This is a genomic window from Rhodococcus sp. UFZ-B548, from assembly GCF_903819475.1.
Lineage (GTDB): Bacteria > Actinomycetota > Actinomycetes > Mycobacteriales > Mycobacteriaceae > Rhodococcus_F > Rhodococcus_F erythropolis.
Genome location: NZ_CAIJDS010000017.1, coordinates 54,615 through 67,215 on the forward strand (window position 1 = coordinate 54,615; position 12,601 = coordinate 67,215).

At 62.9% G+C, this 12,601-nt stretch carries 13 protein-coding genes; 7 read left to right on the forward strand and 6 right to left on the reverse strand.

The features are described 5' to 3' along the window. Nucleotides 1-63: 63 nt before the first annotated feature. The gene (locus tag H7C86_RS16520; RefSeq protein ID WP_182261856.1) at nt 64-1,272 is read left to right on the forward strand and encodes an MFS transporter; all 1,209 of its coding nucleotides are present in this window, start codon (nt 64-66) and stop codon (nt 1,270-1,272) included. A 27-nt stretch (nt 1,273-1,299) separates the two neighbouring features. Here H7C86_RS16520 and H7C86_RS16525 read toward each other — a convergent pair whose 3' ends face one another. After that, nucleotides 1,300-2,196 (reverse strand): helix-turn-helix transcriptional regulator, encoded by an 897-nt coding sequence (locus H7C86_RS16525; RefSeq protein WP_007735613.1) that lies wholly within the window; start codon nt 2,194-2,196, stop codon nt 1,300-1,302. A 134-nt stretch (nt 2,197-2,330) separates the two neighbouring features. Here H7C86_RS16525 and H7C86_RS16530 point away from each other — a divergent pair, with 134 nt between their 5' ends. From H7C86_RS16530 to H7C86_RS16540, 3 genes are all read left to right on the forward strand, one after another. Next, entirely contained in the window at nt 2,331-3,353 is a 1,023-nt protein-coding gene (locus H7C86_RS16530; RefSeq protein ID WP_042953355.1) for a zinc-dependent alcohol dehydrogenase family protein, read from the forward strand. A 396-nt stretch (nt 3,354-3,749) separates the two neighbouring features. Continuing rightward, nucleotides 3,750-5,585, forward strand: a complete 1,836-nt coding sequence (locus tag H7C86_RS16535; RefSeq protein WP_182261857.1) for an acyl-CoA dehydrogenase — start codon at nt 3,750-3,752, stop codon at nt 5,583-5,585. Between the two features lie 20 nt (nt 5,586-5,605). Beyond that, nucleotides 5,606-6,091: a hypothetical protein gene (locus H7C86_RS16540; protein ID WP_182261858.1), complete on the forward strand. Its 486-nt coding sequence runs from the start codon at nt 5,606-5,608 to the stop codon at nt 6,089-6,091. An 18-nt stretch (nt 6,092-6,109) separates the two neighbouring features. Here the strand turns inward: H7C86_RS16540 and H7C86_RS16545 are convergent, their stop codons facing one another. The 3 genes from H7C86_RS16545 to H7C86_RS16555 are packed head-to-tail and all read right to left on the reverse strand — an operon-like array spanning nt 6,110 to nt 9,087. Beyond that, on the reverse strand, nt 6,110-6,814 hold the full coding sequence (locus tag H7C86_RS16545; protein ID WP_182261859.1) for a hypothetical protein: 705 nt from the start codon (nt 6,812-6,814) through the stop codon (nt 6,110-6,112). Next, nucleotides 6,811-7,839, reverse strand: coding sequence for a nitronate monooxygenase family protein (locus H7C86_RS16550; protein ID WP_182261860.1), 1,029 nt, complete (start codon nt 7,837-7,839; stop codon nt 6,811-6,813). Before H7C86_RS16550 ends, H7C86_RS16545 begins: the two co-directional genes overlap by 4 nt. Nucleotides 7,840-7,884: 45 nt before the next feature. After that, nucleotides 7,885-9,087, reverse strand: coding sequence for a YbfB/YjiJ family MFS transporter (locus H7C86_RS16555; RefSeq protein ID WP_182261861.1), 1,203 nt, complete (start codon nt 9,085-9,087; stop codon nt 7,885-7,887). A 95-nt stretch (nt 9,088-9,182) separates the two neighbouring features. On the opposite strand from H7C86_RS16555, the gene H7C86_RS16560 reads away from it, so the two are divergent. The 3 genes from H7C86_RS16560 to H7C86_RS16570 all read left to right on the forward strand — a co-directional run bounded on the left by H7C86_RS16560 (nt 9,183) and on the right by H7C86_RS16570 (nt 11,320). Continuing rightward, a complete protein-coding gene (locus H7C86_RS16560) occupies nt 9,183-10,103 on the forward strand; it encodes a LysR family transcriptional regulator (RefSeq protein WP_182261862.1) in 921 nt (306 codons plus the stop codon). Beyond that, nucleotides 10,100-10,786, forward strand: coding sequence for a hypothetical protein (locus H7C86_RS16565; RefSeq protein WP_182261863.1), 687 nt, complete (start codon nt 10,100-10,102; stop codon nt 10,784-10,786). Before H7C86_RS16560 ends, H7C86_RS16565 begins: the two co-directional genes overlap by 4 nt. A gap of 96 nt (nt 10,787-10,882) precedes the next feature. After that, nucleotides 10,883-11,320, forward strand: coding sequence for an SRPBCC family protein (locus H7C86_RS16570; RefSeq protein WP_007735601.1), 438 nt, complete (start codon nt 10,883-10,885; stop codon nt 11,318-11,320). A 19-nt stretch (nt 11,321-11,339) separates the two neighbouring features. On the opposite strand, the gene H7C86_RS16575 is transcribed toward H7C86_RS16570, so the two are convergent. Beyond that, nucleotides 11,340-11,807 (reverse strand): hypothetical protein, encoded by a 468-nt coding sequence (locus tag H7C86_RS16575; protein WP_182261864.1) that lies wholly within the window; start codon nt 11,805-11,807, stop codon nt 11,340-11,342. 131 nt (nt 11,808-11,938) lie between these two features. Next, on the reverse strand, nt 11,939-12,565 hold the full coding sequence (locus tag H7C86_RS16580; protein WP_182261865.1) for a class I SAM-dependent methyltransferase: 627 nt from the start codon (nt 12,563-12,565) through the stop codon (nt 11,939-11,941). Nucleotides 12,566-12,601: the final 36 nt, after the last annotated feature.

A 12,601-nucleotide genomic window follows, 5' to 3' on the forward strand; every position in this document is an offset into this window, starting at 1 on the left:
TGATGCCCTGGACGGGTGCGCCACGACATGCGCGTCGTCAACAGAAAGAGAACTGACCACCTCATGATTTCCGCCCCGACCGTCGAAGAAACCGGCCGCCTGCCGCTCGTGATCTACGTGCTGGCCGTCGGAGTTTTCTTGATGGGCACAACCGAATTCGTCGTCGCCGGCATTCTTCCCGAAATCGCGGGTGACCTCGGTACGTCGATCGCGAACGTCGGCCTGATGATCACCGTCTTCGCGATCGGAATGATCGTCGGCACGCCGGCGATGGCGATCTTGACACTCAGGGTTCCCCGACGCGTGACCTTGAGCTCGGCGCTGGTTGTTTTCGCGATCGGACACGTCATCGTCGCGCTCTCGTCCAACTTCGGACTCATTCTCGGCGCCCGCTTCCTCACAGCCGTGGCGACGGGCGCATTCTGGGCAGTCGCCGCAGTGGTCGGAGCAAAAGCGGCCGGCCCGGCGTCTTCCTCGCGCGCGCTCGGCATCGTCTTGGGCGGAGGCATGCTCGCGAACGTCATCGGTGTTCCGCTCGGCGCTCTGGCCGGTCAGAGCATCGGGTGGCGTGGTCCTTTCTGGGCCCTCGCCGCCCTCGCGCTCGTCGCCGCGGCCGTCGTCCACCGATTGGTACCCGCCGACACCGACTCCGGTGCGGTGCCGTCCTGGCGAGCGGAGATCGCGAGCCTACGGGACGAACGCATCTGGCTCGTTCTGTCCGGTTGCGCCGTCGTGTGCGGGTCGTCGCTGGCGGCGTACAGCTTCATCTCTCCGCTGTTGACCGAGAACACGGGACTTGCTGCGTCGGCAGTGCCGCTAGTGCTTGTCGGCTACGGACTCGGTGCGTTCGTCGGCTCCAATCTCGGCGGTCGACTCGGTGCGAAGCATCAGTACGGGGTCTTGTTCGTCTCGGCAGCGATGACGTTTCTCGTACTCGGGGCGCTCTGCCTCTTCTCGCACAACGTGATCGTGACGGTGATTCTCGTAGTCATGCTGGGACTATTCGGCATGTCGACCAATCCCATCCTGATCGGGATGGCTGTGCGTTATGCCGATCAGGCACCGACGATGGCTTCTGCTCTCAGCACCTCGTCGTTCAATCTGGGCACGGCGGTCGGCTCCTGGATCGCCGGGTTCGCGTTCGCCTCGAGTCTCGGTGCCACTGGGCCGGTGTTGGTAGGCACCGGCGTTGCCGCTCTCTACTTTCTGCCGCTGATGATCCTGTTGCGCAAGGAACGCACGAAGCGCACCGCCGTCGAAGTGGTCAACTGACGACCCGATCAACCGTCGCGCAGTTCGTCAGCCGTCCGTCAGCGACCGCTCCGACACGTGAGGCGCAGAGTCCGCATTCTCACTGGCTGCCAACGAGGCGAGTAGCTGCATCCGTTCCGCGGACGGCGATCCCGGCTCTGCGGTGTAGATCGTGAGCGTCAACCCCGGCTCGGCGGCCATCTCCAAACCTTCGAAGGCAAGCGTCAGCTCGCCAACGGCGGAGTGGTGAAAAGTCTTGAATCCGGTGCCGTGATGGCGGACGTCGTGCGCGCCCCACCGACGCCGGAATTCCTCACTCCGAGTGCTGAGTTCACCGATCAGATCGTGCAATTCCTTGTTGTGAGGATCTCGCCCAGCCTCGGTTCGCAGAATCGAGACGGTCACCTCGGCAAACGCGTTCCAGTCCGGATAGAACTCGAAAGCCCTTTCGTCGAGGAACGTGAAGCGCGCGATGTTCGGGGGCTGCCCCGGCATGTCGTAGAGGTCCTTGTAAAACGCACGCGCGAGTGGGTTGACCGCAAGAAGATCCATGCGACCGTTCCGCACGAAAGCGGGTCCTGCGGTGACTGCGTCGAGCGCCCACTGCAGGCTCTGATGGGGCTTCCAGCCCTTCGCATTTCGCCGACGCGGGGGCCTGGCTACCGGGCTTGCCGCGTGCGCGAGATCAAAAAGGTGGGCGCGCTCGGCGTCGTCGAGTCGTAGGGCCTTCGCGATACTGTCGAGCACTCCCGGCGATGCGCCGCTGATCGCTCCGCGCTCTAGCCTCGTGTAGTACTCGACGCTCACGCCGGCGAGGGTTGCCACTTCACTTCGACGCAGACCTTCCACGCGGCGGTTCGATCCGGCCGGCAGTCCAACTTGTTCGGGCGTGACTCGGGCGCGCCGCGAGGTCAGGAATTCGCGTACTTGCGCTCGATCGTCCATGCCATCGAGGGTAAGTCAGTGACCGGTAGCGAGGGAGTCCCTCGCAGTACCACTATCGCGCGGGACTCCCGCACGCCGCCAAATCGTGATCAGGTTGAAGTGACACGAAGAAACCGATGGTGAGGAGCCACGTCATGCGCGCTGTCGTCATGCATGCCCCCGGCGATGTCCGGGTCGAAGAGATCGAAGCGCCGGTGATCGTCGAACCGACCGACGCGATCATTCGCGTTACAGCCACCTGCGTCTGCGGTTCCGACCTCTGGCCGTATCGCGGCATCGAAAAGCTGAATGGCCCGACGCCGATGGGACACGAATACGTGGGCGTCGTCGAACAGGTCGGCCCTGACGTCAACGACATCGAAGTTGGAGACTTCGTCGTGGGCTCGTTCGTCGCGTCGGACAACACCTGCGAAATCTGCGAGGCGGGCTTTCAGTCTCGCTGTATCCACCAGGTCATGATGGGCTCGGTCGGCACCCAATCCGAATACGCTCGCATCCCGCTCGCGGACGGCACCCTCGTCCCTGTCCGCGGAGAGCCGACCGAGCGGCAGGCTCGCAGCCTCCTTGCAGCCTCCGACGTACTCGGCACCGGTTGGTTCGCCGCCGTAGCTGCGGAAGCCGGACCTGGCAAAACAGTCGCCGTCGTCGGCGACGGCGCAGTCGGACTCCTGGCGATCCTCGCTGCCAGACAACTCGGCGCCGAGCGGATCATCGCCATGTCACGCCACGCCGACCGGCAGGCACTCGCCACGCAATTCGGCGCCACCGACATCGTCGAAGAGCGGGGCGACGCGGGCATCGCGAAGATCAAGGAACTCACCGGCGGCTACGGCGCCCACTCGACCGTCGAAGCCGTAGGCACCCAAGAATCGATGATGCAGGCTATCGGAGCTACCCGCCCCGGCGGACATGTCGGCTACGTCGGGGTATCCCACGGCGTCGAGCTCGACGGCATGAACCTGTTCTTCGCGACGGTGAGCCTGCTCGGCGGTCCCGCGCCGGTCAGGCGATTCCTACCCGAACTGATCGAGCTCATCATGACCGACCAGATCGACCCAGGCATCGTCTTCGACCTCACTCTCCCGTTGGAGGACGCCGCCGCCGGCTACCAGGCGATGGACGAGCGGCGCGCCACCAAAGTGCTACTCACCCTCTGACCGATACCAAAGGCTCACGAGACAGAACTGGGCTCTCCACGCCGATCGAGGAACGTCTCGGCTACCAACGAGAGGCGCTCGTGGTTTACCGAGCAGCATGTTCACTGATCACTGCGAATGCGTTTGACGCCGAAGGCGAGGATGAGCACTTCGATTGGTGCGCAGCTGCTTTGACCCAAGAGGATGCTACGCGACTGATATGCACCCCACCAGCGGAAACCGATTGTACGAGTGAATGTTTCAATGAGAGCGGCTTGGCGCTACTTTGTAGCAACGAAACTCGTCTCTACCTACGGTTGCGTACTGAATTCCTTGTGGGGCAGGCTTTCTTGTGTACTGCTGACGAGCCGTATCTGCTGACGAATCGTATTGCTGACGAACCAAGGTCGGAGAACAATGGGTCACTACAAAAGCAACGTGCGTGATATCGAGTTCAATCTGTTCGAGGTGCTCGGGATCGGCGAACTGTTGGATGCCGGCGCTTACGGGGACCTCGACACCGACACTGTGCGCAACATTCTTGCGGAAGTAGCGAGACTGGCAGAAGGCCCGGTCGCCGCGTCCTTCGCCGACGCGGATCGGAACCCTGTCGAATTCGACGCACCCAATCACGCAGTTGTGGTCCCGGAACCTCTACGCAAGACGGTCGAGGCGGTGAACGAGGCCGGTTGGTCGCGACTCGGCCTACCAGAAGGCATGGGTGGTGTTCCTGCTCCGGCGCCGTTGGTCTGGGCGATCGGCGAAATGTTGGTCGCGGCAAACGGATCCGCAAGCTTTTTCAACATGGGTCCACTGATGGCGAGCGTGCTCTACACCATCGGAAACGAACAGCAAAAACACTGGGCCAAAGAAGGATTCGAGCGCGGATGGGCCGGAACGATGGTGCTCACCGAACCAGACGCCGGATCCGATGTAGGCGCAGGCCGAACAAAGGCAATCGCGCAGGACGACGGCACCTGGCACATCGAGGGCGTCAAGCGATTCATCTCCGGCGGTGACGTCGGAGACACGGCCGAGAACCTCTTCCACTTGGTGCTTGCCCGGCCCGAGGGAGCCGGTCCAGGAACCAAAGGTTTGAGCCTGTTCTACGTTCCGAAGTCCCACTTCAACTCGGACACACTTGAACTGGGAGAGCGCAACGGTGTCTACGTCACCGGCGTCGAGCACAAGATGGGCCTCAAGTCTTCCCCAACTTGCGAGCTCACCTTCGGAGCGACGGACGTTCCTGCCGTCGGCTGGCTCGTGGGTGATGTCCACAACGGTATCGCCCAGATGTTCCAGGTCATCGAGAATGCTCGAATGATGGTGGGCACCAAGGCGACCGGAACACTGTCCACCGGCTATCTCAACGCCCTCGAGTACGCAAAAGAACGAATTCAAGGCGCAGACCTCACCGAGCTGACAAACAAGACCGCGCCCCGTGTGGCCATTACGCACCACCCCGACGTCCGACGCAGCCTGGCGATGCAGAAGGCCTACGCCGAAGGCCTCCGAGCGGTCTACCTCTACACCGCCGCACACCAGAATGCCGATGTCGCCGAGTTGGTTTCGGGTGCGGATGCCGAATTGGCGGCGCGGGTCAACGATCTGCTGCTGCCGATCGTCAAGGGCGTCGGCTCCGAGAAGGCCTACGAACTGCTCACCGAGAGCCTGCAGACCCTGGGCGGCTCCGGTTATCTTCAGGACTACCCCATCGAGCAGTACATCCGCGATGCCAAGATCGACACCCTGTACGAGGGCACCACGGCGATCCAGGCGCAGGACTTCTTCTTTCGAAAGATCGCACGCGACCGCGGCGTTGCACTCGCTCACGTAGCCGGTCGCATACGAGAGTTCATCGACAGTGAGGCCGGGAACGGTCGACTCAAGGCCGAGCGAGTCCTACTCGAGAGCGCCTTGACCGACGTGCAGGAGATGGCCGGGACGCTCACCGGCTATCTGATGGCTTCCCAGGACCAACCCTCCGAGTTGTACAAGATAGGCCTCGGCTCGGTGCGCTTTCTGTACGCGGTAGGCGACCTGCTCATCGGATGGCGCCTGTTGGTGCAAGCGGAAGTCGCGTTGGCAGCCTTGGACCGTGACGCGTCGGCAAAGGACCGGTCGTTCTACCGGGGCAAGGTGGTCGTCGCGTCGTACTTCGCCAAGAACATCCTGCCTATCCTGGCGTCGACGAAAGAAATCCTGGGTTCCCTCGACAACGAGATCATGGAACTCGAGGAAGACGCATTCTGACAACGTGCCATAGTGAAAGCATGTATATGCCCGACTTCGACTACGTGGGAGTCTGGAGCTTTCCGATCATGGGGCCGGATGCACCAGACGACGCTCCCGCCAACGTCGTCGAGGCGTGCCAGGCTGTCGGCAAGGATCTGCAATGCCGCTGGCACGGCCCTGATACGTACATGCAGAACTGCGTGTGGACGGTGTCGATGCTCGATGACGGTCAGTGCCACCTCGCGCTCGACGCTGGACCACGACCAAAGGGCAAGAGTGCAGGAACCAGTCCCCTGATCGGCGTCAGGGTCGTCGGGCCGCACATAGAACAGCCTGTACAGGAGTTGACGGCCCTGATCGCCGGCGAAGTCCAGGACGAGCTGGCCGGCGGATTTCCCTTTGTGCACTGGCCCATCGAGAAGGACCGACTCTTGATGCCGACATTGCGTGGCGGACGCGCGGTATGGGTGGTTCGCAGCGCTGATCGCATTGTCTCCGAGATGGGCGAGCTCTGCCCGAGATGAAAATGCTTGCTGCGTGATTCAAACGTGGTCGTGAACCGGCGACGGAATCTTGTTGGAACGATACGAGTCTCTGCTCCGGTTCGGCCGCCAGAGACGCCAGTGTTTCGCGGACAACCGGAACGGGAGAGGGTCTTGTAGGTGACGAGCACCGGACGACAACCGTTCGTCTGCAGGCAGGTTGAGCCAAAGGGACAGTGAGGATGTCGCGTTGCCGAGGGTTGCGCGTATGCCTGACTCGCCGAGAATCCGGCCGTATCCATCTACGGCAAAACGGCCGAACGTGTCGGGGGTGATGTCGGGGTACGGCGCGCGCGTGTTGGGGTCGATCAGGCGTACGGGCGCGCTGCAGGTCAGTGCCGCCACAGAACGTCCGTGGGTTGTAACAGCATCGCAACCAACGAGGGCATCGAGCGCTTCGTTGACAGAAGCCGGTGGGACGTTCCATTCGGTATGGGTTTGCGCTTTGTAGCGGGGCCCACCGAAGAGCTCGGTAGCGAACGATGACAACTGCGCGGTCGGCTCGGATGGCCCACTCTGGTAGATCTCGAACGTCCACGACGGCAACGACACTGGTTCGGTGCAGGATTCCAGGAATGTCTGCAGCCGCTGAAATGCAACATCGGGACGCTTGACTCGAAGCGAGTGTGCACCACCGGCGGACCCGGGCAACCCGTCGTATGTCACTACTTCCGGCAATCCGGCTTCCGGTGTCCGCGCCGTCACAGGTTAGCCAATCGCGAAATCACTACCCCGGCTGGTTCCTCCGTCGCGTGGCGACAGCCGGTGCCGGCCCACAGGTGCATTCGCTCGGGATCTGCCTGCGCAACAGCGGCTTTGCGCATCGGGTTGGTCAGGTGATGGATGGCCGGATACCCGATGGGCGCTTGTGCGTCGTAGCGATCGATGAACTCGTTCCGAAGTGCCCGTGCAGGACGTCCCGTGAAAGCTCTTGTGACGACCGTGTTCCCGCGTGACGTGTCGGCCAGAGCTGCCTTGTGCGGAGCCGAGGCACCACTCTCCTCGGTGCGCAGCAGTACGGTACCGACGACTGCCGCGTCCGCTCCGGCACGTAAGGCTGCAGCGACGTCGGCGGAGGTCGCCAGTCCACCGGCCGCCAATAGCGGAACCGACGTGCGGTGACGGATCTGAGCGATCAGTTCGGTGATCGGTGTTTCTGCCGGAACCTGCAGGGGAGTGAGCGTTCCGGAGTGGCCGCCGGCAGCCGACGATTGCACGACAAGCAGATCGGCACCGGCGTCGACGGCAAGGAGCGCCTCTGCCTCCGAAGTCACAGTGAGTACGACAAGTGAACCGGCAGCGCGCAGCGCCTTGATGACGCCGGGTGCGGGAAAGCCGAAAGTGAAGCTGACCACCGGAACCGGGCTGGCCAGGAGCAGATCGATCTTGTCCTCGAAGTAGTCGTCGTCTTCGACCGGCTCACCGTCAGCCAGTGTGATGCCGTAGCGATCCGCCTCGACCTGGATCGCCCTGGTATAGGCACGGTAGGCATCGACGTCGACAGGCACCGGGTTGGGCGCAAAGACGTTGACACCGAACGACACTCCCTCGGCGCGCACGGCGTCGATCTGGTCGGACAGAGCCTGAGGCGTCTTGTACCCGGCGGCGAGGAATCCGAGACCGCCTGCGCGAGAGGCAGCAGCAACAAGTGCCGGTGTGGAAGCGCCGCCGGCCATGGGCGCTGCGATGACAGGGACCTTCAGGTCGAGATCGGTTGTAAGTGCGCTCATTCGAACATCTCCAGTCCTACGTCGGGTAGTGCTCCGGCGGTTTCGTCATCTGACATCAAAAACTACCTCCTCAGTCGAGGTGGCCGTCCGAGAGTCCGCATCGAGATCGGAAGGGAATCGGAACCGCAAGGCCGCGGCGGCCACTGCCGCGCCCAGAACGACGGCCGCACCCAACAGCAGAGCGTCGCGATACCCGTCTCGCAGCAACGGAGTGACAACGAGTGGGCCGAGAATCTGACCGATGCTGTATCCAGCGGTCAGCAACGCCACGGCGCGTGGGAACTGCAGGTGCGCGCCGATTGCCAACACAATTGACCCGATACCAAGGAAGGTGACACCGAACAGGAAAGCTGAAATCAGTGCGGGGCCGACGCCTCCGATCACAGCAGGAAGCGCTATGCCCACCGCCTGAATCAACAGGGCAACGAGAAGCAGAGTCGGCCTCGACCAACGCAGGCTGAGCCAAGCCCACAGGGCGCACGAGGGAAATGCGGCCAGACCGACCACTATCCAAGCGCCGCTGCCGACCCATTCTGGAGCGGCGAGATCGATTGCGGCAACAAGGAACGTGCCCGCGATGATGTAGCCGATGCCTTCCAGGAAATAACTGATGAACAAGGCAGTGAACCAGCGTTGGGAACTGGGAGTTCCCGGCGCGTCCGGTATGATGGTCGGACGCGGTTCCGGCGTCAATCCCCAGGCTGCGACCGCACACACCACTGCAAGGGCCGCAGATGCCAGCCAGGCTGTACTCCAGGTACCGATGAAGCGGACGACCAACACGAGGACCCCGGACAGGGCGATACCCAACCCAACTCCGCCGAATCCCCATCCGGCCAGGAATTGGGACTGCCCCCGAAGGTGCGCGTGCAAAGCGCTGACGGCGATCATGAAGACGAGGGCACTGGCAATGCCTGCGACGAGCCGCAGGGCGAACCAGATGGATCCGTCGTGGGTAGTGGGCATGAGCGCCAAAGTCGCGATGAGGACCACCAACGACGTACGCATCACCGCTGCCGAGCGCACCACGCCGGGAATGAGGATTCCCGCGAGCGCGCCGATGAGGTACCCGACGTAGTTGGCCGTCGCCAGGGTGGCGCCGAGCGAGGCCGACAGACCGGCCTGCGTGTGCATCAACGGCAGGATCGGTGTGTAGACGAATCGACCGATTCCCATGCTCGCCGCCAGCGCAGCGGCAGCTTGGACAGCGTGCGCTCGCGGGGAGACGCCGTTGTGGACTGTGGTCATGGTCTTATCGTGTGCCCCGGCCGCGCCGGACCGCCACGACCGCTTTGCTCCTGACTGATAGGCACAACCTCCCACCGCACGTAGCATGAATGATCGTGGAGCTGCGTCAGCTGAGATATTTCGAGGTCGTCGCCGAGGAACTGCACTTCGGCCGACCCGCGGCGCGGCTACTGATAGCCGGGCCGTCATTGTCGCAGCAGATCATGGCACTCGAGCGCGACCTCGGCGTCAAGCTGTTCGTCCGCGACCGCCGTTCCGTCGCTCTGACGCCAGCCGGCGCGGCCCTGCTCCCTGATGTCCGTGCGCTACTCGAGAGTGCCGAGAATCTGCGACGCCGCGCGGAGCGTCTGTCCGGAGCGGAGCCCGTCCGGATCGGCTACGTCAATTGGCTCCCCACGGATCTGATCGCGCGCACTTCAGGGGTCGCGCAACTGCACGTCGACGCCTGGGTGGTGCCATCACACGCACAGGCCGCGCGGGTAGCGGACGGCAGCCTCGACCTGGCGATCGCCTGGGTGCGGAAAACCGATGTCGCCCAACATGCTCTGAGCGCGAAACTGCTCGGTGCGGATCGGCTCTACGCGGTCTCCACCGGAGAGGACACCACACCGGTGCGGGCACGCGACGTCGTCGTACTCGTCGACGACGACACCACCTCCTGGTATTCGTGGAACGGCTACGCCGAAGAATTCGCTCGCGATACCGGCGCACAGATCCTGCGCATCAACGACGGTGGTATCACCGGCCCGGCATTCTTCGATCACGTGCGTGCCATCGGCCATCCGGTCGTCAACTCGCCCAAAGGGCAGACCATCACGCTGCCGAGCGATCTCACGGCACGCCCGATGATCGACCCGGCGGCAATCTGGACGTGGTCACTCCTGTGTCGCGAGAACGAAACGCGTCCTGCCGTTCTCGCGGCCGTCGACGCTCTCACCCGCGGCGTGACTGATCTCGAAATCCACGAAGACGGGATATGGCTACCCATGGACGATCCTTACCGGAGGACTCGATGACACGACGCGCTATTCGAGTTTTCTGGGGACGACGGCCGGAATCGGTGCAGGCCGTGGCCTCCCGGTGGCGTCGGACGTTGGAGCAAGTCGAATTCCTGTTGCCCGAGGTGGTCGACGGGTCGTGGCAACAGATCCATTCCGCTGGACCTGCTACTGCCGTGACCGTCGACCAGTTGGCACAGGCCCTCGAGAACGCGCAGGCCGCCGAAGACTGGTCGGATCGTCTGGGAGTCGGATTGAGGCTCGCAGCCAGTGGAGGGCCCGAATGGGGGCTCGAACTCTCCGGCTTGGCGGGCGGCGAACCGGAAATCGTCCTACAGTCGATGATTCTCGCTGTCAGCGCGCCGGACGCCGCCGAAGTTCCTGAGACAGAACTACTTCGGATGCTCGCCGCGGTGTGGGAACCGGACTTCGGAGATGTCACCGACGACGACATCCTCGACGCTCTCGAAGACGAGTCCGACTATCGCGTCGGAGATCCCGTGATCGGCCGCTTCGGCTACCTCTCGGCCGCTCGCGCTGACGCGATCCCGGATGACCTGGCCGTAGACGTTACCGCGTTACCCGGCGGCGTGTTGCTGCAGATCAGGGCCGGCGATGGGGCCGTTTTGGCTTACGAGCGCCTGCGCGAGACCGGCGCACTCGATCCGCTTCCACGTCCACTGGACCGCGCAGTCTTCTGAAGGCGGTTACCGTTCGTCGAGTTTGGGTAGCCCGGGCGTCGGAACGAAGTCTCGCCTCGGCACTACCGCCGAAAAATGAACCGAAAGGCCCACCGCATGGTTGACGTCACCCGCAAATTCACCGCCGAGGTACCGATCGAGAAGGCTGCGGCGTTTCTCCGCGACTTCGCCAATGCGCCGACGTGGGATCCGGGCACCGAGAGTTGCACGCAGATCTCCGACGGTCCTGTCGGCGTCGGAACCCAATGGCACAACGTGTCGAAGCTGTTCGGCGTCACCACGGAACTGACGTACACGCTGGTGACCGACGAGCTGAATCACGTTGTTCTCGAAGGAAAGAACAAGACTGCCACCAGTACCGACGACATCACCTTGACTTCGGTGGGTCCGAACTCGACCGAGATCGAATATCACGCGAACGTCGAGTTCAACGGTGCCGCCAAGATTGCGTCGCCTCTCCTGAAGGCGGGATTCGAAGCCAAAGTGGCACCGGAGACGGTGAAGAAGATGACGGAAGCCCTCGAAGCGCTCTGACAAGTCCGTCAGGTTCTTGTCACTGTGTGTTGCCGCCGCTCGCGCCACCGTTGCGAGCTTCGATGGCATCGATGGACTTCGTGAACGACTTTCCCAGCACTTGGGTGCCGACGAGTCCGAGTACCGACGCCAGGAGCTTTCCCTTGAGGTTCTTGCCGTCCCGGACCACGACGGCGTCGACATCGGTCAGGCCCGTCGGCTGCCGGGTCAGCGTGTAGGTATGGCTCGACGCCCCGCCCCACAGGTTGGAGTCGGTGGTTGTCATCACGACGCGGTGCGGGTCGGTCCAGTCGTAGTGCAGACGCTCCCAGATACCACTGGAGCCCTCGGTGACATCAGCATCGTGGGGTCCTCGTTGGTGCACTTTCAGGTAGCTGTCCGCACTGCGGCCGAAGATTTCCTCACGGCCCGGGCCGAAGTCGGTCAGGCCGGCAAGGACCTGTTCGGGCGTCGCAGTGGTCGTCTTGTGAAGATGGATCGTGGTCATGGCGCCTTCTTTCAACTGTGGATGATCCGGTGTGTGGATGATCCGGTGCTGAAAAAGCCGGGGAGTGACTCATCCAGCACACCACTCACACGAAATGAATGAAAGACAATTGCTCGCCCAGTCTCGATCCGCTATTCGCCGCCGCGCCGGCTGGCAGTGATTGCGCCGTGCGGCCTGTAGCCGCTCCCCGTCCGGGTATGGGTCTCGATCACGTCGAAGCCCGCTGTGACCAGCACCTCGGCAAGTTCGGTCACCGGCCATCGATAACCAGTCGTCGCGGCATGATCAAAAGGCTCTAAGATTGTGCCTTCGAAGAAGCCCACCAGCAACCCACCACCTGGGCGGATCACGCGCGCGAATTCAGCGAGCGGTGCCTCGATATCTTGCGGGTGATGGTGAATGAGCGAGTACCAGGACAGCACGCCGCCCAGTGAATTCGTTTTCGCGTCCAATGCCTCGAAGCCCCCGACCTCGAAGGAAAGATCCGGGTATCGGGTGCGGGCTCGTTCGACGAACTCGGGCACGAGATCGATCCCGCTCACAGCCAGCCCGCTCTGGGCCAGGAAGTCTGTCCACTGCCCCGGCCCGCACCCGGCGTCGAGCACGGGGCCGGTCAAAGTGGCAGCCCAGCTGGTCACCAGGTCCCGATCAGATACGTGCGTCGAATCCATCGAGCCGAAGAGGTCCGTGTACTCCTGGGATCTGGCCGAATACGACTTTCGGACTACGTCGCGGCGCGTTGCACTCGAATTCTCCACGCCGTCAATAATTATCGATGTGCACCATTCCTTCAC

What these genes read in the sequence shown, in the direction of transcription:
- H7C86_RS16565 (WP_182261863.1), top strand. Translation starts at nt 10,100, where the DNA reads ATGACACGACGCGCTATTCGAGTTTTCTGGGGACGACGGCCGGAATCG.
- H7C86_RS16555 (WP_182261861.1), bottom strand. Translation starts at nt 9,087, where the DNA reads ATGACCACAGTCCACAACGGCGTCTCCCCGCGAGCGCACGCTGTCCAA.
- H7C86_RS16530 (WP_042953355.1), top strand. Translation starts at nt 2,331, where the DNA reads ATGCGCGCTGTCGTCATGCATGCCCCCGGCGATGTCCGGGTCGAAGAG.
- H7C86_RS16525 (WP_007735613.1), bottom strand. Translation starts at nt 2,196, where the DNA reads ATGGACGATCGAGCGCAAGTACGCGAATTCCTGACCTCGCGGCGCGCC.
- H7C86_RS16535 (WP_182261857.1), top strand. Translation starts at nt 3,750, where the DNA reads ATGGGTCACTACAAAAGCAACGTGCGTGATATCGAGTTCAATCTGTTC.
- H7C86_RS16575 (WP_182261864.1), bottom strand. Translation starts at nt 11,807, where the DNA reads ATGACCACGATCCATCTTCACAAGACGACCACTGCGACGCCCGAACAG.
- H7C86_RS16540 (WP_182261858.1), top strand. Translation starts at nt 5,606, where the DNA reads ATGTATATGCCCGACTTCGACTACGTGGGAGTCTGGAGCTTTCCGATC.
- H7C86_RS16520 (WP_182261856.1), top strand. Translation starts at nt 64, where the DNA reads ATGATTTCCGCCCCGACCGTCGAAGAAACCGGCCGCCTGCCGCTCGTG.
- H7C86_RS16570 (WP_007735601.1), top strand. Translation starts at nt 10,883, where the DNA reads ATGGTTGACGTCACCCGCAAATTCACCGCCGAGGTACCGATCGAGAAG.
- H7C86_RS16550 (WP_182261860.1), bottom strand. Translation starts at nt 7,839, where the DNA reads ATGAGCGCACTTACAACCGATCTCGACCTGAAGGTCCCTGTCATCGCA.